The following is a 23,793-nucleotide window of genomic DNA, read 5'->3' on the forward strand; positions in this document are numbered from 1 at the left end:
CCTCGGGTTGTGATCTCTGTCCTGTGTTTATACTACCTTTTCTGTGTGGCGCGGCCGGGGGCGGGGCCCGCCCCCGCCGGCGGGCCCCGCCCCGCGGCGGGGCCCCGCCCCCCGGGCGGGCCCCGCCCCGCCGGGGGGCCCGGCCGCCACGACGGGGCCGGCCGCGACGTGAGCCTCCGGCAGATGATGCGCGACGACCTCGCCCGCCTGAGCGAGGTCACGGCTCCAGGTTGACCCCGACCGCGTAGTGGTCGGACGGATAGACCGTGTCGATCGGGCGGTCGCCGGCCAGGAACGCGCCGTGCACCGTGACCGGCAGTCCCGGCCGGCCGGGGCGGGCGAAGACGTGGTCGACGCGGCGGTCCAGCTGTTTGACCGCGTCGCGCGGGGCGATCGCCAGCCGCCCGTCGAGGGTCACCGCGTCCGGGTCGGCGCCCGCCGCCTCCCACGTGTCGACCATGGCGTCGAGCAGCGGCGCCAACTCGACCTGGTCGGCCGCCGCGTTGAGGTCGGCCAGCAGCAGCACCGGCAGCGGCCCGTCGAAGCGCGCGTCGGTCGCGAGCGCGGCCAGGAACCGGGTCTGGGCCAGGTGGTCGCCGGCGTACCGGGCCTCCCACTCCGTGCCGGCGACGATCACGTGCAGCGGCCCGCGCGGGTGGTCGAGGGTGGCGACCAGCGCGTACGGATCAGGGCCACCGCGCTGCTCGTGAGGCAGCCCGATGGTCTCCACCGAGAGGATCGGCCAGCGGCTGACGAGGCCGAGCCCGGCGTCGATGCCGGGATGGTCCGGATCGACATAAGCGGCAGCCGCCGCCGGGACCCAGGCCGAGTGCAGTCCGCCGGCGTAGGAGGCGAGCCGGTGGGGCTGGTCGGTGCCGTCGCCCGACCAGCTCTCCACCAGGCCCAGCACGTCGGGTCGATAGGTCTCGAGGGTGGCCAGGATGCCCTTCTCGCGCGCCCGCCAGTCGTCGCCGAACCGCCACCAGACGTTCCAGACCATCGCTCTCATCGATGCAACATACAGAAGTGCAACAGACAGAAGTGCAACAGACAGAAGTGCAACAGACAGAAGTGCGGCCAAGAGAAGTGCGACATGCGGAAGAACGATGCGGCCTCCCGAAGATCGGGTCCTACGCGTTCTGCCAGAGGCCGATCAGGTTGCCCTCGGTGTCGTGCACATAGGCGCTGAACCCCATCTCGCCGACCGGCTGGCGGCCGAGCGCCACCTTGCCGCCGAGTTTTTCGATTCGGGCCAGTGACTCGTCGATGTCGTCGACGCCGATGGTGATGACCGGAGACGTGATCGGGCCCTGCCGGTGGAGCATTCCGCCGTTGATACCGAGGGACTCCGAGTCGGTTGTGGTCACCAACGTGTACTGCATCTGGGGCATCGAGTTGAGCTGCCACCCGAATGCCTCGCGGTAGAACGCCATGGCCCGCTCTCCGTCGTCGAACGGGACCTCGAAGTGCACGACCTTGTCCATGACTGCCTCCCGGAAAAAGTGGTCACAGGTAGGGTGCGACCAGCGGTTCCAGTTCGTCGTCCCCCGTTTCGGTGATGGCCCGGACCGTGCCGGCCAGGATGTCGGCCAGCTGGATCTGCGGGTGCGATTCGGCGTCGAGGAATCGGAAGCCGAGCACCGGGCTCCGCGACCGCAGAATCTCGAGGCGCCGCGGCGGCAACTGGGTCTGCCGGTCGTGCGCGATCGCCACCGGTCCCCAATGCTCGACCGCCGCCTCGATGGCCGGCACCAGCGGGTCGAGCACCGACCGCCCGATCGGGTCTTCGAGAAGCCAGGCCCGGAATGCGGTGGCAAACACGGGAACCGGCAGCACGCTGCGCGCCCGGAGCACATCGTTCGCGGCGGACAGGTCGGGAGGATCAAAACCGAAAACCCCGGCAAACCTTTCCCGTACGAACTGGGCCTTGTCGAGCAGGAAGACGTGGCCGTTCCCGAGCATCGGGCCATCCGGGCCGAGGAACCAGACGAGGACGGCGCGATGCTTTTCCCGCAGCAGGTGGTTCGCCTTGTACTGGGTGGCGGGGGAGCGGATCCGGTCACGCAGTTCGGCCAGGATCGTGCCCGGAGCGGGGACCAGGACCGAGGCGTGGGCGAACAGTCGAGTGGTCGAGCCGATCAGTTTTTCACCCTCGTACCCGGACTCGTCGCAAGCGATCTCCCGCACCCTGCCATGTCTAGCCGGAAAGGCGCCGGGGCGCTCCTCGATATTTCGAGGAGCGTCCCGGCCGAAGGTGGTTCCCCCGGCGTCCACCGCCAGACGTCCGCCGGGGGAGGCGAAAGGTTCAGCTCTTGTAGACGCCGAACTCCCAGAGCGAATAGCCGTAGGCGGTGGCCCGGGTCTGGCCGTTCATCCGCACATAGCGGCCGGTGCCGCTGATGTTCAGATCGTCGAATCCGCCGTTGCCGGTGGTCGTCGAATAGGCCGTGGTCCAGTTGCTGCCGTCGTTCGAGGTCTGGATCTGATACCCCTTGGCGTAGGCGTTCTCCCACGCCAGTTGCACGTGGTTGAACGACTGCGACGAGCCGAGGTCGACCTGGATCCACGCGGTGTCGAGCCATTCGCTGGCCCACCGGGTGTTGTAGTCGCCGTCGACCGCGTAGGACGGGAGTTGCGGGCCGTTGGTGCCGGTCGGCTGGTAGGTCGACGCGGTCGCGGTCCTGCCCTTGGCCAGGTTGGTGCCGGCGATGGTCGGCGGGACCACCTTGATCGATTTGGTTTCGATGCCGACGTTGCCCTGGCCGTCGTACGCGTAGACGTACACCTTCCAGACCCCGAGCTGCTCCGGCGCCTTGACCGTGAACGACCCGTTGCCGTTGTCGGTGAAGTTCACGTTGATCAGGCCGGTGCCGCCGCCGCTGACGTACTTGTTGGAGTACATCAGGTTGTAGCGGAGGTAGTCGTCGTTGGGATCCGAGACACCGGCGTTGACGGTGAACGTGCCACCGGCCGGGACCGCAGTCGGGTTGGAGACCGACATCGAGTTGATCTCGGGCGGCGTGTTGGTGCCCGGCGATCCACCGTAGGCCTTGCTCAGCGCGTAGTAGCCGAGCCGGCGCCAGCCGCCGGTGAACGTGTTGAGCCAGATGCCGCCGAAGTCGTTCTCGATGCCGTAGTGGAACTCGGTGATGCCGAGGTCGACCTTGGGGTGGGCGTTGACCGCGTTCCAGCTCGCCGTGTAGCCGTCCCGCTTCTGCAGGTCGGTCGGCTCGGTCGGGACGCCGTTGACGTCGTTCGGCACCTCCCACTCGCCGGACGGGCCGCCCTCGGTGACGACGTACGGCTTGGTGTAGCCGCCGGCCACCCAGTCGTTGTAGACGCCGCCGATCGCGCCGTACGAGTTGACCGCCATCAGGTCGAGCGACGGCGAGTACTGCTTGTAGTAGGGCCAGGCGCCCGTGTACGCGTCGGTCGACGTGACCGGGTGGTTGGGGTCGGCGCCGTGGATCGCGTCGGCGACCTGGTTGACGAACTTGGCGTACCCGACCCGGCGGGCCTCCACGTCGGCCGCGGACAGCCCGTGGTCCTGCATGGTCAGGATGACCTCGTTGCCGACGTCCCACATCAGCACGCCCTGGTGACCCTTGAGCAGGTTGACGTCGTTGACGATCGAAGTCTTCACCGAGTTCATGTACGCGGTGTCGTTGACGTAGTCGGCGCCCTGGTTGAGCCACTCACCGACGATCACCTTGATGCCGTAGCGGGCCGCGGTGTCGACCAGGATCGGCGTGTTGGTCTGGTCGACGCCCCACACCCGGATCGTGTTGACGCCCATGTTCTTCAGGTCGCGCACGTAGCCGTCGGCGGCCTGGGCCGGCGGGCCGTACGTGATGCCCTTGACCTGCCACGGCGCGCCGTTGACGGTCAGCGTCCAGTTGCCCTGCGAGCCGGTCACCTTGACCACGCTGGGCCCGGCCGGGATCGCCGGGTCGGTCATCGCGGCCGGGGTGGAGCCGGTCGCGGTGGCCACGCTGACCGAGTCGACGCTCATGGTGCCGCCGGAGGTGGTGTCGGCGGTGGGCGTGGTGACGCCGGCGATCGCGTTCGGCAGCGAGCCGCCGATGCCGAGGTCGAGCCGGAGGAAGAAGCCGTGGTGCACGGCCGCGTTCCAGGCGGTGACCCCGACCTGCGACTCGCGGACCATCCAGCTCTGGTGACCGTCGAGGTAGAACCGGATCTCCTCGTCGGTCTTGGTGCGGTCGACCACCTCGGAGTACTCGTGGTAGCCGGTCTGGCAGCCGGGGCAGCTCGCGAAGCCGCTCTGGCGGCCGTTGTATTCGGCGCACGGACCGTCCGGCGCGGTGCCGCAGTGCAGCGTCTGGGAGAGCTGGCTGCGCCCGTTGACGTCGGTCATGATGTCGGTCTCGCCGACCGACGGGAAGTTGTTGTAGTTCCCGCGGTACGCCGCCCCGGTGGCCCGGAAGCCCGGCCAGTAACCGAGTGCGTTGGCCACGTTGGGCTGCTGGATGACCGCGGTGAATTTGGTCTGCTGGCCGGCCTTCGGCTCGAAGTCGGTGCGCTGGGTTTCGAGGCGTCCCGAGGTCCAGTTGCCGGCGCCGTCCCGGATCGCCTTGATGTTCAGGTGGCCGTTGCCGTCGAGCGCGACGTTGGCGGTCGAGGCCGAGGCGGTCTCCACCTCACCGGTGCCCCAGTTGGCGGCCCCGCCCGGGTAGGCCGTGCCGGTGCGTAGAAGCCAGTTGGCGTTCGACGGTGACGTGTTGGCGCCGCCGTTGAAGTCGTCCGACCAGACGGTGGTGAAGTTTCCCGGCGGTTGAGTGGTCGGGGGAGCGGATGTAGGCGTTGTAGGCGGAGTGCCGGCACCGCCGGTGAACACCTTGAACTCGTACAGCGAGTAGCCGTAACCCGTTCCCCGCGCGGTTCCGTTCATCCGGACATATCGTCCGGAGCCGCTCACCGTGAGCGTCTCGGTGCCGCCGGCGCCGGTGGTGGTCGAGTAGATCGATGTCCAGTTGGTGCCGTCGGGCGAGGTCTGGATCTGGTACGCCTTGCCGTACGCGTTCTCCCACTGCAGCACGACCTGGCAGATCGACTGGGTGCCGCCCAGGTCGACCTGGATCCACTGCGGGTCGGTGAACGCCGACGACCAGCGGGTGGCCGCGTTGCCGTCGACCGCCATCGAGGCCGCCACGTCGGCGCCTTCGGACGACGAGGCGGTCGCGGTTCTGCCCTGGGCCGCGTTGGTGGGGCCGCAGGCGCTGGTCGAGGTGCCGACCGCCCCGAAGACCTGGAACTCCCAGAGCGAGTAGCCGTAGCCGCCCGGGCGCGCGGTGCCGTACATCCGCACATACCGTCCGGAGCCGCTCACCGTGAGCGTCTCGGTGCCGCCGGCGCCGGTGATGGTCGAGTAGATCGGCGTCCAGTTGGTGCCGTCGGGCGAGGTCTGGATCTGGTAGGCCTTGCCGTACGCGGACTCCCAGTTGAGGACCACCGAGGTGATCGTCGCGGTCTGCCCGAGGTCGACCTGCAGCCACTGCGGGTCGGAGAACGTGGACGACCAGCGGGTGCCGGTGTTGCCGTCGGTGGCGTTGGCGGCGGCCGTGTCGGCGCCCTCGCTCGACGAGGCGGTGGTGGGTTTGCCCTGCGAGAGCAGGGTGTCGGCGGCGTGCGCGCCGAGCGACACGACGACGACGTAGGCGGCCACGAGGGCCAGCACGGCGATCGGGACGAGACGCCGCCACGCGCGTGGCGGGGAGGTTGCCGGTATCACGGGGACTCCAGGGGATGGGAGTGATCTCGGGCCCGGGAGCGAGGGGGAAAGCGCTCTCCGTCAATGGCCGAAGTGTTACGCCGGGTTTTCTGGTGTGTCAATAGTGACCCGGATCCGTTGCCTCGATAAGCCCATCAAATACGGAGAAAAGCCATCGTGGTCTTGACAGCGGGGCGTCGGACAAAGCACGGTGGGCAGACCTTGGAGAGCGCTCTCCAAGCAGTGGCCGGCGATGCCTAAGGGGGCTCGCCGGCCACGCCCTGGCCCGCACCCCCGGGAGGCCCCGATGAGCACGCTCGCAGTTCCGCAGGCCGGCACCCGGCTGCGCTTCCCGGCCGGTTTCTGGTGGGGCGCGTCGACCGCCGCCTATCAGATCGAGGGATCGGCCGGCGACGATGGACGCGCGCAATCGATCTGGGACACCTTCGCCGCCGTTCCCGGCAACATCGAGAACGGCGACAGCGCGGAAACGGCCTGCGACCATTACCGGCGCTATGCCGGCGACGTGCGGCTGATGGCTGAGCTCGGGCTCACCGCGTACCGTTTCTCGGTCGCCTGGCCCCGCGTCATGCCGGACCCGGACGCCAAGCCCGACCCCCGCGGTCTGGATTTCTACGACCGCCTGGTCGATGAGCTTCTCGCCGCCGGGATCCGGCCGACCGCGACCCTTTACCACTGGGATCTGCCGCAGGCGATCGAGGATCGCGGCGGATGGGCGGTCCGGGAGACCGCGTCACGCTTTTCCGAGTACGCGGCGGCGGTCGCGAATCGTCTCGGCGACCGGGTCGCGATGTGGAACACGCTCAACGAACCGTGGTGTTCGGCCTTTCTCGGATATGGCGCCGGGATCCACGCGCCCGGCCGCACCTCGTACGCCGACGCGCTGGCCGCCACCCACCACCTGCTGCTCGCGCACGGTCGTGCGGCCGAGATCCTGCGGGCCCGGTGCCCGTCGGCTCAAGTGTCGATCGCGCTCAATGCCGGAACCGTCCGTCCGGCCACCGGCACCGCCGCCGACCGGGACGCGGCTCGCATGATCGACGGCATGCTGAACCGCATCTTCTTCGACCCGCTGCTGCGCGGTTCCTATCCCTCGGACGTCGTCGAGGACACGGCCTGGGTGAGCGACTGGTCGTTCGTGCGGGACGGGGATCTGGCCGAGATCAGTCAGCCCTTGGACGCGATCGGCGTCAATTACTACCAGCCCGATGTGGTGGCCGCCGGCGACGGGCCTCTACTGCCCTATCCGACCCGCGGGCGCGTTTCCTGGCGGCCGCCCGACGGGCCGGTGACCGGGATGGGCTGGGCGGTCGACCCGTCCGGACTGCACGAGACGCTGGTGCGGATCACGCGCGATTACGGTTCGATCCCGCTCTATGTGACCGAGAACGGGGCGGCGTTCGACGACGCGGTGACGAACGGGCGGGTGCACGACCCGGCGCGCATCGAATATCTGCGGGCGCATTTCTCGGCGGCCCACCGGGCGCTGGCCGACGGGGTCGACCTGCGTGGCTATTTCGTCTGGTCGCTGCTCGACAACTTCGAATGGGCCTTCGGCTACGGCAAGCGGTTCGGGCTGATCCGGGTCGACTACGAGAGCCAGGAGCGTACGCCGAAGGACAGCGCCTTCTGGTACCGCGACGTGATCGCCGCGGGCGGCTTCTGACGATATTTCCCGTCCGGCGATGTCGAGCGAGGCCGGGCCGCTCCGACATGGGGTAGAAAGCTACCGACGGAGGGGTTCACATGAAGTACATGCTGATGATGTTCGGTGACGCGGGCACGATGCTCGACGAGCGGCCCAAGGAGTGGGTGCGCGACATGATCGCCTTCATGGAGGGCTTCAACCAGGATCTGGCCACCAGGGGCGAGTTCGTGAGCGCCGAAGGGCTCGACTTCCCGTCGACCGCCCGCACGGTCAGCCTGGTCGGCGATCAGGTGGTGGTCACCGACGGGCCGTTCGCCGAGGCCAAGGAGGCGCTGGCCGGCTTCTGGATCTTCGACGTGGCCGACGAGGCGCGGGCGGTCGAGCTGGCGAGCAAGGTCGTGGTCTGGGCGCGGCGGGTCGAGCTGCGCCGGGTCGCGGACGCGCCGCCGGAGGTCTGATGACGCCGGTCGAGGGCCTGCTGCGGGAGCTCGCGCCGCAGGTCCTCGGGGCGCTCGCCCGGCGGTACGGCCAGTTCGACGCGGCCGAGGACGCCGTGCAGGAGGCCCTGCTGGCGGCGGCGACGCAGTGGCCGCACGACGGCGTTCCCGACAATCCGCGCGGCTGGCTCTCGGCGGTCGCCACCCGGCGGCTGATCGACGAGTTCCGCAGCGACAGCGCGCGGCGGCGCCGGGAAGCCGAGGCCGAGCTGGAAAAACCCGACGTGCCGCACACCGACGACACGCTCACGCTCCTCTTCCTCTGCGCGCACCCGTCGCTGTCGCCGCCCTCCCAGCTCGCGCTGACCCTCCGGGCGGTCGGCGGCCTCACCACGGCCGAGATCGCGGCCGCGTTCCTGGTGCCCGAGTCGACGATGGCCCAGCGCATCAGCCGGGCCAAGCAGACGATCCGCAAGTCGGGGCTGGGGTTCGAGCCGCCGCCGGCCGGCGAGCGGGCCGAGCGGCTGAGGGTCCTCCGGCAGGTGCTCTACCTGATCTTCAACGAGGGCTACACCGCGAGCGGCGGCCCTCAGCTCCAGCGGGCCGACCTGACCAGCGAGGCGATCCGTCTGGCCCGGATGCTGCGGGCCGCCGCGCCGAAGGACACCGAGTGCGGCGGGCTGCTAGCGCTGATGCTGCTCACCGACGCGCGGCGGGCGGCCCGCGCCGACGCGGCCGGTGACCTGGTGCCGCTCGACCGGCAGGACCGGTCGCTGTGGAGCAAGGAGCAGATCGCCGAGGGGCTCGAACTGGTCTCGGCCACCCTCGGGCGGGGCCCGATCGGGCCGTACCAGCTGCAGGCGGCGATCGCGGCCCTGCACGACGAGGCGGCGTCCGACGCCGAGACCGACTGGCCGCAGATCCTCGCGCTCTACAACGTTCTGGAGCGGGTCTCGCCCGGACCGGTGGTCACCCTCAACAAGGCGGTCGCGGTGGCCCGGACCAGCGGGCCGCTCGCCGGGCTGGCCGCTCTCGGCGAGCTCGACGGCGACGAGCGGATGGCCGGCAACCACCGGGTCGAGGCGGTCCGGGCGCACCTGCTGGAGCAGGCCGGCTTCCACGCCGAGGCGCAGGCCGCGTTCAGGAGAGCCGCCAGGCTGACCACGAGCATCCCCGAGCAGCGCTATCTGAACCAGCGCGCCCTTACGTTGCCCGAACACTGATCGAGCACGCCGCCGGGCATGATGGAGCCGTGACCGACGCACCGAGCAAGGGCCTGGTCCTCGTGGTCGAGGACGAGCGCCCGATCGCCGACCTGGTGCGGATGTATCTGAGCCGGGACGGCTTCGGCGTGCACGTCGAACACGACGGCGCGGCCGGGCTGGCCGCGGCCCGGCGCGTACGCCCGGTCGCGTGCATCCTCGACATCGCGCTGCCCGGGATGGAGGGCACCGAGATCGTCCGGCGGATGCGCGAGGACGGCGACTGGACACCGGTGATCTTCCTGACCGCCCGGGACGACGAGGTCGACCGCATCATCGGGCTGGAGATGGGTGCCGACGACTACGTCACCAAGCCGTTCAGCCCGCGCGAGCTGGTCACCCGGGTCAAGGCGTTGCTGCGCCGGGCCGCCGGTCCGCAGGAGGGCCGGGTGCGCACGCTCGGGCCGGTCACCCTCGACCCGGGTCGCCGCCAGGTGACGGTCGGCGGCGTGCCGCTCGCGCTCACGCCGACCGAGTTCGAGCTGCTCGGCCACCTGCTCGGCCGGCCCGGGCGGGTCTTCACCCGGGAGGAGCTGCTGGCCAGCGTCTGGGGCTACGCGTCGCACGCCGGGACGCGCACGGTCGATGTCCACGTGGCCCAGGTGCGGGCCAAGCTGGGCGACGCGGCCTCGCTGATCCGCACCGTGCGCGGCGTCGGCTACACCGCCGATGCGTGACTTCTTCCGCACGCTGACCGGCCGGGTCGTGCTGGTCACGGCGGCCACCGCGGTCATCTCGGTGATCATCACGGCGCTGGTCGCGGTGCCGGTCGCGGTCCGCGCGGCCAACGTGCAGGCCCGGGCCGCGCTGATCGAGAAGAGCGCGCTCGCGGTCGAGCTGCTGGCCGACGAGAAGCAGCCGGCCCGCGAGCAGATCGCCAAGTCGCTCCGGCAGGACAAGATCGATATCTATCTGATCCGGCGGGGCAAGGTCGATCGCGCCGGGCTGCCGCCCCGGGTCGTGCAGCAGGTCGCCGACGGCACCCTGGTCGACACGCGGTCGCCGGTCGCCGGGCGGCCGTCGTTCATCGTCGGGCGCCCGCTGCGCGGGGTGAACAGCGGCGTCGTGCTCACCCGCGCGGTCGCCGACGGCACCGCGGCCAAGGTGCTGGGCAGCGTCTGGATAGCGCTGCTCGCCGGGCTGCTCGGTGGCGTCCTGGCCGGAGCGGTGCTGGCGCGATTCATCGCGCGCCCGATCAAACTCGCGGCCGGTGCGGCCGGGCGGCTGGCCGCCGGCGATCGTTCCGTACGCATCTCGCGTCGCGGATCCGCCGAGTCGGCCGGCCTGGCCGACGCGTTCAACCAGCTCGCGGCCGCCCTACAGGTCAGCGAGGGCCGCGAGCGGGACTTCCTGCTCTCGGTCTCGCACGAGTTACGCACGCCGCTGTCGACGATCCGCGGCTACGCCGAGGCGCTGGCCGACGGCGTGGTCGGCGCCGACGGGGCCGAGAAGGCGGGCGCGACCATGCTGGCCGAGGCGGAACGGCTCGACCGGCTGATCTCCGACCTGCTCGTGCTCTCCCGGCTCGAGGCGGCCGACCTGCCGCTCGACGTGGTCGGCGTCGACCTGGCCGAGCTGATCCGGGCGGCCGGCGAGGCGTGGGCGGCCCGCTGCGGCCCGGACGGCCCGGTGCTGCGGGTGCAGCTGCCCGACCATCCGATCCCGGTCGACACCGACCCGGGCCGCATCCGCCAGGTGATCGACGGGCTGTGCGAGAACGCGCTGCGGGTCGTCCCGGCCGGGGCGCCGCTGGTGCTGGCCGCCCGGGCCGGGGAGTACGCGGGGATCGTCGAGGTGCGCGACGGCGGCCCCGGGTTCACCGACGACGACCTCGCGGTGGCGTTCGAGCGGGGCGCGCTCAACCGGCGCTACCGCGGCATCCGCAAGGTCGGCAGCGGGCTCGGGCTGGCGCTGGCAGCCCGGCTGGTCGCGCGACTCGGCGGCCGGATCACGGCCGGGCACGCGCCCGAGGGCGGGGCGATGTTCACGGTCGAGCTCCCTTACACAACCCGAACACCGCACTGATCCCGGCTTCAAAGAGCGGCGGCAGGATGGCCGCCATGACTCGAACCCGGATGGCGCTGATCCTTCCCACCATCGGCCTGGCCGGCGTGCTGGGCCTGGCCGGCTGCGGTGCCGGGGCCGGCTCGCCGAGCGGCCTCGCCGGAGCCGGCAACGACCTGGGCGACGAGGCGGTCGCGCTGGCCCAGGTCGGCTTCGACACCGGCCTGCAGGACACACCCACCCCGTCGGCGTCCGCATCGGCCGGCGCCACGTCGGAGCTGGGCAAGCGGGAGGTGGGCCGCAAGGCGATCCGCAAGTATCTGCGCAAGAACACCCTGCACGGCGAGGTCGCGGTGCAGACCAAGGACGGCGCGAAGACGATCGTCGTGCAGCGCGGCGCGGTGACCGCGGTCAGCGGCGGCCGCCTCACCGTCAAGTCGACCGACGGCTACACGCTGACCTGGACGCTGGCCGACAAGGCCACGATCGTGCAGGACAAGAAGAAGGTCGAGGCCTCGGCCCTGAAGACCGGCGAGCAGGTCGGCGTTGCCGGCACCAAGGACGGCTCGGCCGACGACGCCCGGCTGATCGCCGTCAAGTAAAGACCGCTGTGGAGGTAAGTCGGTCGGCCCGGCGTCTCCCTCCCCGACGCCGGGCCGACCTATGCCCCCGGCAAAGTCATTGCAAAAAGGCTCCCAGCGGGGAGAGGAGCAGCCGGCCCAGGTCGGCCGAGATGCGGTCGAGGTGGGCGCGCTCCTTGTCGGTGGCCGCCATGTCGTGCCGCATCGACCACAGCTTCTGCGCGTTGCGCCAGGCGACATTCCGGGTGTACGCCTCGGCGTCGCCCTGCCACCAGTCGTCGAGCGTGCCGTTCATCGTGTCGATCAGCACCTGCCACCGGTCGAGGTAGCCGGTGCTCAGCCCGGGCACCGCCGCCGCGAAGATCGCGTTGATCTGCAGGTAGTCGTGGTGCTGGTCGCTGTCGTCGAGCGGGTCGATGCCCACGTGGTCGAACGTGGTCACCAGCGCGAACGGCAGGTCGAAGTTGACGTGGGCGTTGATGCCGGCGCCGGCGGCCGGCAGCGGGCGATGCGCGGGGTCGGGGATCCGGCGGAACAGCCCGGCCCACACCTGCGGACAGCGCGGGCTCGAGTCGCTCCAGGCCCGCAGCGCGTCGAAGTAGCGCGCCGCGAACTCGACGTCCAGCCGGGACAGGAACGCCGGGTCGGCGAACCGGCCGGCGTAGAGCCGCTCCAGGACGCCCTCGGTGATTTCCAGGTAGAGCCGGTTGAAGTCGGACAGCGGGTTGTCGTGCAGCAGCGGTGGTACGCGGTCGAGCATGCGTTGCAGCTCGGTGAGCTGCTCCACCACGGCGGGTACGTCGTCGGGGTGTCCCTGCAGCAGAGAGCGCATCTCCTGCTGCACCGGCCCCCAGACCGACTGATTCATCGGATCCTCCACGGGCTTACTTCTCGTCGCGGAGGGCCCCCAGCACCGCCCGGCAACCAGTGTCGCCGCCGGGCGGTGCTCCCCCGTGCTGGCAAGCCTGGCACTGCCTACCTACGAGGGGATCGGTAGAACTACGTATTCGCGATACGTAGGTAACGAAAAGGTCACGCTGTATGGCGTCGTCGTTCGGTCCAGCCGGCCGCAGCCCGGTGCAGGCGGTCATGCGGCGGTGAGATAAACCCGGCTGGCCTGTACCCGCGTGCGCACCTGGAGCTTGTCGAATATGTGACCCACGTGCACGCCGACCGTGCGCTCGCTGATGAACAGCCGCTCACCGATCTCGCGGTTGGTCAGGCCCTCGGCGACCGCGGCCAGCACCTCGCGCTCGCGGGTCGTGAGAACGCCCAGCTCATCCTCGGGTTCCGGGCCGGGCGCGGGCATCTGCACGGTGTCCGCGTCGTCGGCCAGGGCGACCCGGAACTTGTGGGCGATGCTGACGATCTCGGCCGCGAACGGGCGGGCGCCCATGGTGGTCGCGATGTCGTACGCCTTGCGCAGCGCGCTCACCGCGGCCGGCCGCTTCACCTTGCGCTGCAGGGCGGCGTCACCCTGGCGGAGCAGGGAATAGGCCAGTGGGTAGGGCTGCTGGATGCGGTCCCAGACCTGCGCCGCGCGGGCCCACGGCTCGGGGTCGTGGCGGTCGCCGATGCGGTTGAGCTCGGCCGCGCACAGGTTGAGGTAGCCGTCGAGGATGGAGCGGACCCGCGGCCCGGCGTCACCCGCGCCGGCCTCGATGCGCTCGACGACGGTGGTCAGGCGGCGGATCGCGCCCGGGTCGGTCGCCGCGCCCGCGACGTGCGCCTCGGCCTCGGCCCGCAGCCCGTGCCAGGCCAGCACGCCGAGCAGCACCAGGTCGTCGGAGCGGGTCTCGGTGAGCCCCCGCTGCACGGCCGCCCGGGCGTCGGCGTGGCGGCCCTCCCATATGGCCAGGCCGGCCCGTAGGGTCAGCATCGGCAGCACGTGCCGGGCGCCGCCGCCGGCCAGCACGGTCGCGACCGCGTCGAGGTCGCGGTGGCCGGCGTCGAGGTCGCCGAACGCGACCCAGAGGCGGCAGCGGGCCAGCAGCAACTCGACCGCGTCGGCCCCGGACGGGCGGTGCCGCATCGCGGTCTCGAGCACCGCGTCGGCCTCGCTCCACTGGCCGACCCGGAACAGGCCGTTGCCGGCGATCGCGAGCAGGCGCGTCTGATAGGTGCGCCCGACGCCCAGCGTGGCCAGCCGCTCGGCACCGCGGCGGGCGACCAGCACGCCCTCCTCGATGTTGTTGAGCGGGCCGGTGAGCAGTTCGGCCAGGTGGAGGTAGGCCACGCCGAGGTCGTCGGGGCGACCGGAGCGCTCGGCGATCTCGACCGCGTGCCGGATGACGGCGAGGCCCGCGTCGGGGTCTTCCCGGAACGCCGCGCTGAAGCCGAGCGCGGCGCTCGCGCGGACCAGGTCGCTGGTCGAGCCGCCAGCCTCGGCCAGGTCGAGGGCCTCGCGGGCCCGGGCGCCGGCGTCGGCGTACCGCCCCAGGTGGAGCAGCAGTTCGGCCAGGTACGCGGCGGCCGAGGCGCGCTGCCGGGGCGTGCAGTCGGGCGCCGACAGGGCCCGCTCGTATTCCACCTCGGCGGTCGCCGAGCGGCCGGCCGAGGCCAGGTAGCGGGCGCGGCGCAGGTGCACGTCGCACTGGCCGGGGGCGTCCGGGCGGCCGGCCAGTTCCTCGAGCCGGGACAGCGCGCGCACGTGCTCGCCGCACTGGTGGGCCGACTCGGCGGCGTGGGCCAGCAGCTCGGTGCGCTCGGGGGCGTCCTCGGTGGTCAGATCGAGCGCGACGGTCCAATAGCGATGGGCCTCGGTGAAGCCGTACAGCTGCTCGGCGCCGCGCGCGGCCGCGACCACCGAGGGCAGCGCCCGGGCGGGCTCGCCGGCCCGCTGCCAGTGGTGCGCCAGCCGGGCGTGGTCGGTGCCGGCACCGGCCGCTTCCAGGGCCTCCAGGGTCTCGGCGTAGCGCCGGTGCAGGGCGGAGCGCTCGGCCGGCAGCACCTCGGCCTCGAGGATCTCGGAGACCAGCCGGTGGCGCAGGCGGTAGCCCTCGCGGTCGCTCGCCACCCACCGGTGGGCGACCGCGGCCCGGATCGCCTCGAGCAGGTCGGGCTCGGGCACCCGGACGACCCCGGCCAGCACCGCGTGGTCGACCGGCTCGACGCCCGCGGCCAGCGCGTGCACGACCGCGTGGGCGGTCGGGGAGAGCTCGTCGACCCGGGCCAGGAAGATCTCGCGCAGCGTGTCGGAGAGCTCGACCCGGCCGTCGCGCAGGTCACGGGCCAGCTCCTCGGCCACGAACGGGTTGCCACCGGAGCGCTTGTAGACCCGCTCGGCGTCCTCCGGCTGGACCTGGTCGCCGGCGATCGCGGTGACCAGCTCGACGGTCTGCTCGCGGTCGAGCGGGGCCAGGTCGACGACGCGTACGGACCTCAGCCGGCGCAGCTCGGCGAGGACGCGGCGCAGCGGGTGGGCGCCGTGCAGGGCCTCGGCCCGGACGGCGGCCAGCACCGACAGCTTCACCTCGCCGAGGCCGGCCAGCAGGTAGAGCAGCAGCTGGCGGGTCGAGCGGTCGGCCCACTGCAGGTCGTCGAGGACCAGGAGCAGGCGCCGCCCACCGGCCGCGTCGCGGAGATCCTGGGAGACCCGCTCGAGCAGGGCGCCCGCGTCGGCCGGGGGCCCGGCCGGACCACTGTGGCCGAATTGGCCGGACTGGAACTGGCGGAGGGCTTGGAGGACCGGGTGGAGCGGGGACGCGTCGCCGATGTCGAGGCAGGCTCCGGACAGCACGGCGAAGCCCGTCCCTCGCAACGCGTCGGCGGTTTCCCGCAGCAGCCGGCTCTTGCCGACGCCGCTCTCCCCGGTGACGAACACCGCGGCGGTTCCACCCGGACCGACGTTGCGAAGGTCGGACTGGACTGCGGCCAGCGTGCCGGTGCGTCCGACAAGCGGCCCGTCATCCCCCTCGCGGACCATGAAGGGCAGCCTAAACCGAATCGGCCTACCACGTTCTCGTCGGTTCGGACCTTTCTTCGTCACAAAATTGACGGGCGTCCACGCTGTCAGAGATACGTCGTTCTGCCGATCCGTCTCTGGACGGCGCCTGGCACCGTCTTCCCTTGGCAAGCAGTGATCTGGGGGAGCGTGCAAGATGACCGCAATCGCCATGGCCGACCAGGAGCGGCGCCAGACGGTGACCGTCCTCTTCATCGACATCGTGGGCTTCACCTCGCTGGTCGACGACCTCGACTGCGGGGAAGTCCGGGCGTTGCAGTGTGACTATTTCGCGATCGTCTCGCGGGTGATTCGCGACGGCGGGGGAGTCGTCGAGAAATACGTGGGTGACGCGGTGATGGCGGTCTTCGGAACCTCGGATGACGGCTTCGGCCCGGAAGCGGCCGCCTCGGCGGTACGGGTGGGCCTGTCGGTTCAGGAGGCGTTGAGGGGGCAACTCCTGGCCGGCAGGTTCGCTGTCCGGACCCGGGTCGGGCTGGCGACCGGCGACGTGATCGTCGACCTGGCCGCCACGCGTGACTACGGCTACGGGATGGTCTGCGGGAGCGTGGTCGCCACCGCGTCCCGGCTCCAGGCGTACGCACCGCACGACACGGTGGTGGTCTGCCCGGCGACCCGCGAGGTCACCCAGGACCTGATCGCCTATCAGGAGATGCCACCGGTGCGGGTGGCCGGGAAGCCCTATCCGCTGGATCTCTTCCGGGCGCTCGAGCCCCAGGGCCGGCCGGCCGGAATCCGAGCCGGCATGAAACTTCAACTTTGCGGGGCGGGGGCCGAATAGTGCTGCGTGGTCGCGTCCCCCGGCACCCCCCCAACTCGGCGAACTCGTGCTCGGCGAAGACGCCGGGCTCGTCGTGCTGGGCGAGCTCGGCCGGGGTGACCAGGCGGTCGTCTACCGGGCCCGCCGGGGCGGCGCCGACTACGCGGTGAAGGTGCTGGGTCCGAAGGCGCTGGCCCGCGACACCGACGCGGTCCGCGACTTCCACCGCCAGGCCGCGCTGCTGGCCTGCGCCGACGACCCGGGGCTGCCGCGGGTGCTGGCGTCCGCCACGACCGGCGACGGCAGCCCGTACATGGTCATGGACTTCATCCCGGGCGATCGGCTGGACAGCCGGATCGCCGCGGGCCGGTTCGCCGAGGCGGCGGCGAGCCGGCTCGCCGCCGACCTGGCCGCGGCGCTCGGCGCCGCGCACCGGGTCAACCTCGTGCACCGCGACGTCAAGCCGGAGAACATCCTGGTCACGCCCTCGGGCGGGGGCCGGCTGGTCGACTTCGGGCTGGCCACCCGTCTGGTCGGCGTCGAGCCGGCCGCGGCGGAACACAACATCGCCGGCACCATGATCTACAGCCCGCCGGAGCAGACCGGCATGCTCAACCGGCCGGTCGACGCCCGCTCCGACCTGTACGCCCTGGGCGTCGTGCTCTTCGAGTGTGTCACCGGGCGCCCGCCGTACGCCGCGGCCGACGTCGGCGAGCTGCTCCGCCTGCACGCGGTGGCGCCCGTGCCCGACCCGCGCGAGGCCGCCCCCGAGCTGAGCGCGACGTTCGCCGGGATCGTCCGCAAGCTGCTGGCCAAGGACCCCGACGACCGCTACCAGAGCGCACCCGGCCTGCTCACCGACCTGCACCGGCTCGACCGGGGCGACCGCGACTTCGAGCTCGGCGCCGACGACTGCCCGGCCACCGTGGCCGAGATCCCGCTGACCGGCCGGGACGACGAGCTGGCCCGGCTGCGGAACCGCTGGGACTCGGCCGCCGCGGGTGACGGCGGCCTCGTCGTGCTGCGCGGCGACAGCGGCAGCGGCAAGACCCGGCTCGCGGTCGAGCTGGCCGGCTACGCCGAGGCGGCCGGCGGGACCGTGCTGCGGGGCGCGGCCATCGCCGGCGACCATCGTCCACTCGCCGGCATCCGGGGCGCGATCGAGGACTATCTGCGGGGCGGCGAGCCCGCCGTCACCCGCGTACGGGAAGCGGCCGGCACCGGAGCCGGACTGCTGCAGCAGCTCTCCCCGGCCATCGGCGGCGCTCAAGGCTCGCCGCAGGCGGCTGATGCCGTAAACCGTGAGTCGTACGCCGCCGCGGTGGCCGGGTTGCTGACCGGCCTGGCCGGGGGCGGTCCGGTGCTGCTGCACCTGGACGACGCGCAGTTCTTCGACGAGACCACCGAGCGGGTGCTGTCGCGCCTGGCCGCCGGCCTGGCCGGGATCCCGCTGCTGATCGTGGTCACGGCACCGGGCCCGGTCGCCGACGTCGGCACCGAGATCGAGCTCGGCCCGCTGCCCCCGACCGCGGTCGACGACCTGCTGCACGCGATCGGCCGCGGCATGCGGTTCGACACCACCACCGCGGCCCGCGTCGCGATGCTCAGCGGCGGCAACCCGTTCACCGTGATCGAGTACGCCTGGGCGATGTTCGACAACGGCCTGCTCCGGCCGTTCTGGGGCACCTGGCGCACCGACGAGGCCGGCCTGCGCGAGCTCGCCCTGCCCGAGGACGCCGCCGAGCTGATGCTGCGCCGGGCCGCCCGGCTCGACCCGGAGGCCCAGCACGTGCTGCGGACCGCCGCGATCGCCGGCGCGAAGTTCCCGGCCCGGCTGATCGTGAGCGCGTCCGGCACGCCCGGGCGCAAGGTGCTCGACGTGCTGGCCGAGGCGGCCCGGATCGGGCTGGTCGAGGCGGCCGGCGACGACCGGTACGTCTTCCGCCACGACAGCATGCGCGAGTCGTTTCTGGCCACGCTGCCCGCCGCCGAGCTCCGCCGCACGCACGACCTGATCGCCGGGCTGATGGACGGATGCACCGAGGCGGTCGACGAATATGCCCTGGTCGAGCACTGTCTGGCCGGCGAGCCGGGACACGACCCGGCCCGGCTCGTGCGGGCGGCGCGCGCCGCCGGGCAGCGGGCGCTCGCCGAGTACGCCCCGCAGACCGCGCTCGCCTATCTGGAGAAGGCCCGGGAGGTGGCGGCCGGATACGCCCTCCCACTCGACCCCGGCTTCGACCGGCTGCTCGGCGTCGCCTACCACCGCGGCGGCCGGTTCGATGACGCGCTCGACGCGCTGCACCGGGCGCTCGAGCGTACGGTCGGCCACTATCCGCGGGCGTACGTCTATCGCCTGATCGCCGAGGTGCAGGAGAGCGCCGGCCTCGGCCAGGACCTCTATGACACCGCCGTGCGAGGGCTGGCCGCGCTGGGCCGCCCACTGCCCGCCGGCCGGACCCGCCGGCTGGTCAAGACCATGGCGATCGGCGCCGCCGGCCTGGCCGTGCGGGCCACCGGGCTCGGCCGGGGCACGGCCGAGAACCACACCCGCGACGTGCTCCAGACCCAGAGCGCACTGTATTACTACGCCGGCTCGGGCGCGGTCCGCACGCTGCGGCCGGTCTACTCGCTGCTGTTCGCGGTGCTGCAGGCGTGGCCGGTCAACCGGCTCGGGCCCAACCCGCAGCGGGTGCGCAGCCTGGCCTCGGTGGCGGTGCCGCTGCGCGCGGTCGGGCTGCACGCTCTGGCCGACCGGATGGTGCGCGGCGCGGTCGCCGAGGCGACGGCGCTCGGCGACCAGAGCACGCTGACCTGGATCGACTGGATCGACGGGGTGGGCAAGCACGCCGCCGGCACCGACGACGGCCGGCAGCTGGCCGAGTTGCTGGCCGAGCGGCGGGACCTGATCGACACCGGGCTGGCGCTCGACGCGTACGCGACGGTCATGTGGGACCAGGTGCTGCGCGGCGACACCGGCGCGGCCGAACGGCTGGCCGGCCGCCGGCGGCACTTCCTGGAGCGGGGCGGGCACGACAACCGCAGCTCGGTGGTGGCGGTCGACGCGTTCCTGCTCGCCCTCGAGGGCCGGGCCGGGGACGCGGCGTCGCTGGTCGAGCGGTTCGGCGACGACGAGAACTCACCGGTGCACGAGCGGATGGACCTGCTGGTCGCGCGCATGCAGGGCGCGTACGAGCGGGATGACCTCGGGGCCACGTTCGAGCAGCTGGCGGCGAGCTTCGACGGGCTCGGGCTGCGCTGGTTCGACCTGCTGCCGACCCACGGGGCGTACTTCGTCTGGCTCGCCTACGGCCGCCTCGAACGGGCCCGCCGGGCCACCGGGGACGAGCGGGTCACCGAGATTCTCGCCGCGCGGCGGGCGATCGCCACGCTTCGCAAGCTCGCGAAGCGGACCATTCTGCGAGGGCATTCCGCTATCGCTTCCGCTTTCCTGACGTACGTCGACGGGGCGCCCGAGGAAGCGCTGGAGAAGCTGGCCGCGGCCGACAAGGTGCTCCGCGAACTGGACGCGCCGGCTCCCGCGTACGAGAAAGCGCTGCTCACCGCCCGGTGCCTGACCGAACTGGGTGTCCCCGGCGAGGCCGGGCGGCAGGCCCGGCTCGCCCTGACCATCGCCCAGGAGCACGGCTGGCTTCCCCGCGCGCGCCGGGTCGTGGCCGAGTTCGCCCTGGACAGCGCCGGTGCCATGCCTCAGCAGGCGGCCGCGGCGCGGGGACGCGACCGGCGCTCGGCCGCGCTCGAGCAGGTCACCCTGGCCGCGTCGCGGATCCTCGACCCGGTCAAGCTGACCCGGATCGCGCTCGACGAGACGATCCGGCTGCTCGGGGCCGAACGCGCGGTGCTGTTCCTGGTCGACCCGGCCACCGAGACGCTGGCCCCGTACGCAGGTCGCGACGCGGGCGGATCCGACCTTGGCGAGTTGTCCGGCTACAGCGCGACCGTCGTGCACCGGGTGCGCGCGTCGCGCAAGCCGCTGGTCGTCACCGGCACCGACGAGGGCGAGGCGATGGGCGCCCGCAGCGTGGTCACCTTCGGGCTGCGCAGCATCCTGGCCGCGCCGCTGCTGCTCGACGAGCGGCTGCTCGGAGTGGTCTATCTGGACAGCCGGGTGGCCGCGGGCGTGTTCACGGTCGACGACGTCGACCTGCTGGCCGCGGTGACCCACCACATCGCGGTGGCGCTGGAGACCGCCCGGGCGGCCCAGCTCGAGGTGGCGGTGGCGACCGCCAACCGGCAGCGCGACCTGGCCGAGACGCTGCGGGCGGCGATGGCCCGGTTCAGCAAGGTCCTCGACCCGTCGACCGTGCTGCGCGAGCTGCTCTCCACCTCGCTGGAGTCGCCGGGCGCCGACCACGGCTGGGTGCTGCTCGGCGCGCCGGGCGATTCGTCGGTTTCCCTGTTGGACGGATCGGTCCTGCCGATGCAGCCGGCTCTCGCCTCGTTGCTCGGCGTGCGCTCGCCGCGGCTCGGGGGCGGACCGTGGACCCGCCTGCTTCACCCGGCCTCTTCCGGTGCGGCCGAGAGCTGGCTGGTCATGCCGCTGGAGACCCGGGACGGGCCGGCCGGCGTGCTGGTGCTCGCCGCGACGGCCGCCGGCGCGTGGACCGACGCCGACCTCGGCGTGGTGGCCGCGCTCGCCTCCCAGGCGATGGTCGCCTACGAGAACGCGCGGCTGTTCAGCCAGGTCAACGAGATGGCGACGACCGACAGCCTGACCGGGGTGGCCAACCGGCGCCGGTTCTTCGAGCTCGCCCGCTCGGCGTTCGAGTCGGCGCAGCCCCTCGCCGCGCTCATGATCGATATCGATCACTTCAAGAAGATCAATGACTCGTACGGTCACCAGGTGGGCGACGACGTGATCACCGGCGTGGTGGCGCGGCTGGTGGCGCGTACGTCCGGGATCGTGGGCCGCTATGGCGGCGAGGAATTCGCCCTGCTGTTGCCCGGAGTCTCCGCATCGGCCGACGCCGTAGGCGAGGCTCTGCGGGCGGCCGTGGCCGACCAGCCGATCGGCACCCGGGTCGGCCCGGTGACCGTGACCATCAGCGTCGGGGTGGCCGTGCGCCGCGGGCCGGACGAGACGCCGGATACCCTTCTGGGGCGGGCCGACGCCGGTCTCTACGCCGCCAAGCAGGGCGGCCGGAACCGTGTCGTGGCTCACCTGGTTTAAAGTTCATCGGCCAGCCGTAACTTTTGCGTGGTTTGTCCGGTGGAGTGGATCGCCGCGCACGGCTCGGCTCACCGGAGTTGTCGGACCGGGCCGGTAGGCTCGCCGCGACTTGACCACCATGGCTGACTCGGGAGTGCGACCCTGTGACCGCGGAAATCCTGTACGGGGCTGACGACCTCACGCACCTGGAAGGGCTTGACGCCGTCCGCAAGCGCCCCGGCATGTACATCGGCTCGACCGACAGCCGGGGCGTCAACCACCTGGCCAACGAGATCATCGACAACTCGACCGATGAGGGCGTCGGCGGGCACGCGACGGCGGTCTCGGTGATCCTCCACGCCGACGGGTCGGTGCAGGTCGACGACGACGGCCGAGGCATCCCGACCGATGTCAACTCGAAGTCGGGGCTCAACGGCGTCGAGCTGGTGCTGACCCGGTTGCACGCCGGCGGCAAGTTCGGCGGCTCGGGTTACAAGGCGTCCGGTGGTCTGCACGGTGTGGGCGCGTCGGCGGTCAACGCGCTGTCGCTGCGCTTCGACGTGACCGTCAAGCGCGACGGCAAGGTGCACGCGCTGTCTTTCCAGCGCGGCGTGCCGGGAGTCTTCTCGGCCGACGGTCCCGACGCCCCTTTCGAACCGGTGTCGGGCCTGCGGGTCGTCCGGCGGATGAAGAAGGGTGAGTCCACCGGCACCTCGATCCGTTACTGGTACGACGCTCGCTACTTCGAGGGCACCGCCCAGCTCGACGTCGAGACGGTGCGCGCCAAACTGCGCAACACGGCCTTCCTGGTGCCCGGCGTCGCCTACACGCTGCGCGACGAGACGGCCGAGGAACCGGTCACCGAGACCTTCCACTTCCCGCACGGCCTCTCCGACATGGTCGAGTTCCTCACCCCGTCGGGTGACAAGCCGGTGTCGGGCATCCTGCTGGTCACCGGCGAGGGCACCTACAAGGAAAACGCCGCCGACGCCAACGGTGTGATGCAGTCCAACGTCGAGCGCCGGGCCGAGATCGAGGTCGCGTTCCGCTGGGGCACCGGCTACGAGCGCACCGTCGAGTGCTTCACCAACACGATCCGCAACACGCACGGCGGCACCCACCGCAAGGGCTTCGAGCGCGCGCTGGTGCGGGCCCTGGCCGACGCGATCCGCAACACGCGCGGCCTGCTCAAGCCCAAGGAAGACGTGCCGGTTCTCGACGACTTCCTCGAGGGCATGACCGCGGTCATCCACGTGCGGGTGCCCGAGCCGCAGTTCACCTCGCAGACCAAGGACGAACTGTCTACGGCCGGCGTCACCCGCGTGGTGCAGAACCTGATCGAGGCCCACCTCAAGGAGTACGTCGACGGCCGCAAGACCAAGGCCGAGGCCCGCACGATCCTGCAGAAGATCGTCGACGCCGCCCGCGTGCGCCTCACTCAGAAGCAGCAGAAGGACGCGGCCCGTCGCAAGACCGCGCTCGAGGGCGCGTCGATGCCGCCCAAGCTGGTCGACTGCCGGGCCACCGGCATCGCCCGCAGCGAGCTCTACATCGTCGAGGGCGACAGCGCGCTCGGCACCGCCCGGATGGCCCGCAGCTCGGAATACCAGGCGCTGCTGCCGATCCGGGGCAAGATCCTCAACGTGCAGAAGGCGTCGCTGCAGCAGGTGCTCGACAACGCCGAGTGCTCGGCGATCGTGCAGGTGCTGGGGGCCGGCTCGGGCCGCACGTTCGACATGTCGTCGATGCGCTACGGCCGCGTCATGATCATGGCGGACGCCGACGTCGACGGCTCCCACATCCGCACCCTGCTGATCACGCTGTTCGCGAAGTACATGCGGCCGGTGATTGAGGACGGCCGGTTGTTCGCCGCGATGCCGCCGCTGCACAAGGTGGTCACCAAGGGCCGCAACGGCGAAACCGTCTTCACCTACACCCAGCAGGAGATGGAGTCGACGGTCGCCCGCATCGAGCGCACCGGCAAGAGCGTGCAGCGGCCGGTGCCCCGGTTCAAGGGCCTCGGCGAGATGGACGCCGACGAGCTGTGGGACACCACGATGAACCCGGCCACCCGCACCGTCCGGCGCATCACGCTCGACGACGTGGAGCGCGCCGAGGCGACCCTCGAACTGCTGATGGGTGAGCGGGTCGAACCGCGGAAGAACTGGTTGATCGAGTCGTCCGGCCGCATCGACCAAGAGACGATCGACGCCTGAGA

General features: G+C 71.7%; 15 protein-coding genes. 9 read left to right on the forward strand and 6 right to left on the reverse strand.

What is annotated here, in order from left to right:
• Window positions 1–217 precede the first annotated feature (217 nt).
• The 4 genes from AB0M88_RS35680 to AB0M88_RS35695 all read right to left on the reverse strand — a co-directional run bounded on the left by AB0M88_RS35680 (window position 218) and on the right by AB0M88_RS35695 (window position 5,746).
• Window positions 218–1,009: an endonuclease/exonuclease/phosphatase family protein gene (locus tag AB0M88_RS35680; protein WP_364110229.1), complete on the reverse strand. Its 792-nt coding sequence runs from the start codon at window positions 1,007–1,009 to the stop codon at window positions 218–220.
• 121 nt (window positions 1,010–1,130) lie between these two features.
• Window positions 1,131–1,484, reverse strand: a complete 354-nt coding sequence (locus AB0M88_RS35685) for a VOC family protein (protein WP_364110231.1) — start codon at window positions 1,482–1,484, stop codon at window positions 1,131–1,133.
• A 22-nt stretch (window positions 1,485–1,506) separates the two neighbouring features.
• Window positions 1,507–2,187, reverse strand: coding sequence for a hypothetical protein (locus tag AB0M88_RS35690; protein WP_364110232.1), 681 nt, complete (start codon window positions 2,185–2,187; stop codon window positions 1,507–1,509).
• Window positions 2,188–2,305: 118 nt separating this feature from the next.
• A complete protein-coding gene (locus tag AB0M88_RS35695; RefSeq protein WP_364110261.1) occupies window positions 2,306–5,746 on the reverse strand; it encodes a discoidin domain-containing protein in 3,441 nt (1,146 codons plus the stop codon).
• A gap of 289 nt (window positions 5,747–6,035) precedes the next feature.
• Between AB0M88_RS35695 and AB0M88_RS35700 the strand changes: the two genes are divergently transcribed.
• From AB0M88_RS35700 to AB0M88_RS35725, 6 genes are all read left to right on the forward strand, one after another.
• On the forward strand, window positions 6,036–7,415 hold the full coding sequence (locus AB0M88_RS35700; RefSeq protein WP_364110233.1) for a GH1 family beta-glucosidase: 1,380 nt from the start codon (window positions 6,036–6,038) through the stop codon (window positions 7,413–7,415).
• 80 nt (window positions 7,416–7,495) lie between these two features.
• Entirely contained in the window at window positions 7,496–7,855 is a 360-nt protein-coding gene (locus AB0M88_RS35705; protein WP_364110235.1) for a YciI family protein, read from the forward strand.
• Window positions 7,855–9,057 carry a sigma-70 family RNA polymerase sigma factor gene (locus tag AB0M88_RS35710; protein ID WP_364110236.1) on the forward strand — a complete coding sequence of 401 codons (1,203 nt, stop codon included), beginning with the start codon at window positions 7,855–7,857 and terminating at the stop codon, window positions 9,055–9,057. Before AB0M88_RS35705 ends, AB0M88_RS35710 begins: the two co-directional genes overlap by 1 nt.
• A 29-nt stretch (window positions 9,058–9,086) precedes the next feature.
• Window positions 9,087–9,773, forward strand: coding sequence for a response regulator transcription factor (locus AB0M88_RS35715; RefSeq protein ID WP_364110237.1), 687 nt, complete (start codon window positions 9,087–9,089; stop codon window positions 9,771–9,773).
• Window positions 9,766–11,121 (forward strand): HAMP domain-containing sensor histidine kinase, encoded by a 1,356-nt coding sequence (locus tag AB0M88_RS35720; RefSeq protein WP_364110238.1) that lies wholly within the window; start codon window positions 9,766–9,768, stop codon window positions 11,119–11,121. Before AB0M88_RS35715 ends, AB0M88_RS35720 begins: the two co-directional genes overlap by 8 nt.
• A 35-nt stretch (window positions 11,122–11,156) precedes the next feature.
• Entirely contained in the window at window positions 11,157–11,702 is a 546-nt protein-coding gene (locus tag AB0M88_RS35725) for a hypothetical protein (protein ID WP_364110239.1), read from the forward strand.
• Between the two features lie 76 nt (window positions 11,703–11,778).
• On the opposite strand, the gene AB0M88_RS35730 is transcribed toward AB0M88_RS35725, so the two are convergent.
• Together AB0M88_RS35730 and AB0M88_RS35735 are read right to left on the reverse strand one after the other, a co-directional pair.
• On the reverse strand, window positions 11,779–12,549 hold the full coding sequence (locus tag AB0M88_RS35730; RefSeq protein WP_364110240.1) for a DUF5995 family protein: 771 nt from the start codon (window positions 12,547–12,549) through the stop codon (window positions 11,779–11,781).
• Window positions 12,550–12,768: 219 nt separating this feature from the next.
• Window positions 12,769–15,606, reverse strand: a complete 2,838-nt coding sequence (locus AB0M88_RS35735; protein ID WP_364110241.1) for an AAA family ATPase — start codon at window positions 15,604–15,606, stop codon at window positions 12,769–12,771.
• A gap of 175 nt (window positions 15,607–15,781) precedes the next feature.
• Here AB0M88_RS35735 and AB0M88_RS35740 point away from each other — a divergent pair, with 175 nt between their 5' ends.
• From AB0M88_RS35740 to AB0M88_RS35750, 3 genes are all read left to right on the forward strand, one after another.
• On the forward strand, window positions 15,782–16,426 hold the full coding sequence (locus tag AB0M88_RS35740) for an adenylate/guanylate cyclase domain-containing protein (protein WP_364110242.1): 645 nt from the start codon (window positions 15,782–15,784) through the stop codon (window positions 16,424–16,426).
• Window positions 16,427–16,472: 46 nt separating this feature from the next.
• The gene (locus tag AB0M88_RS35745) at window positions 16,473–21,596 is read left to right on the forward strand and encodes a diguanylate cyclase (RefSeq protein ID WP_364110243.1); all 5,124 of its coding nucleotides are present in this window, start codon (window positions 16,473–16,475) and stop codon (window positions 21,594–21,596) included.
• A gap of 143 nt (window positions 21,597–21,739) precedes the next feature.
• Window positions 21,740–23,791, forward strand: coding sequence for a DNA topoisomerase IV subunit B (locus tag AB0M88_RS35750; protein ID WP_364110244.1), 2,052 nt, complete (start codon window positions 21,740–21,742; stop codon window positions 23,789–23,791).
• The last annotated feature ends 2 nt before the right edge of the window (window positions 23,792–23,793 follow it).

It is taken from the genome of Actinoplanes sp. NPDC051411 (assembly GCF_040682075.1).
Taxonomy (GTDB): Bacteria; Actinomycetota; Actinomycetes; order Mycobacteriales; family Micromonosporaceae; genus Actinoplanes.

Excerpts from the sequence above, each read along its gene's own strand:
- AB0M88_RS35680 (WP_364110229.1), bottom strand. The coding sequence starts at position 1,009 with ATGAGAGCGATGGTCTGGAACGTCTGGTGGCGGTTCGGCGACGACTGG.
- AB0M88_RS35685 (WP_364110231.1), bottom strand. The coding sequence starts at position 1,484 with ATGGACAAGGTCGTGCACTTCGAGGTCCCGTTCGACGACGGAGAGCGG.
- AB0M88_RS35700 (WP_364110233.1), top strand. The coding sequence starts at position 6,036 with ATGAGCACGCTCGCAGTTCCGCAGGCCGGCACCCGGCTGCGCTTCCCG.
- AB0M88_RS35705 (WP_364110235.1), top strand. The coding sequence starts at position 7,496 with ATGAAGTACATGCTGATGATGTTCGGTGACGCGGGCACGATGCTCGAC.
- AB0M88_RS35710 (WP_364110236.1), top strand. The coding sequence starts at position 7,855 with ATGACGCCGGTCGAGGGCCTGCTGCGGGAGCTCGCGCCGCAGGTCCTC.
- AB0M88_RS35720 (WP_364110238.1), top strand. The coding sequence starts at position 9,766 with ATGCGTGACTTCTTCCGCACGCTGACCGGCCGGGTCGTGCTGGTCACG.
- AB0M88_RS35725 (WP_364110239.1), top strand. The coding sequence starts at position 11,157 with ATGACTCGAACCCGGATGGCGCTGATCCTTCCCACCATCGGCCTGGCC.
- AB0M88_RS35730 (WP_364110240.1), bottom strand. The coding sequence starts at position 12,549 with ATGAATCAGTCGGTCTGGGGGCCGGTGCAGCAGGAGATGCGCTCTCTG.
- AB0M88_RS35735 (WP_364110241.1), bottom strand. The coding sequence starts at position 15,606 with ATGGTCCGCGAGGGGGATGACGGGCCGCTTGTCGGACGCACCGGCACG.
- AB0M88_RS35740 (WP_364110242.1), top strand. The coding sequence starts at position 15,782 with ATGACCGCAATCGCCATGGCCGACCAGGAGCGGCGCCAGACGGTGACC.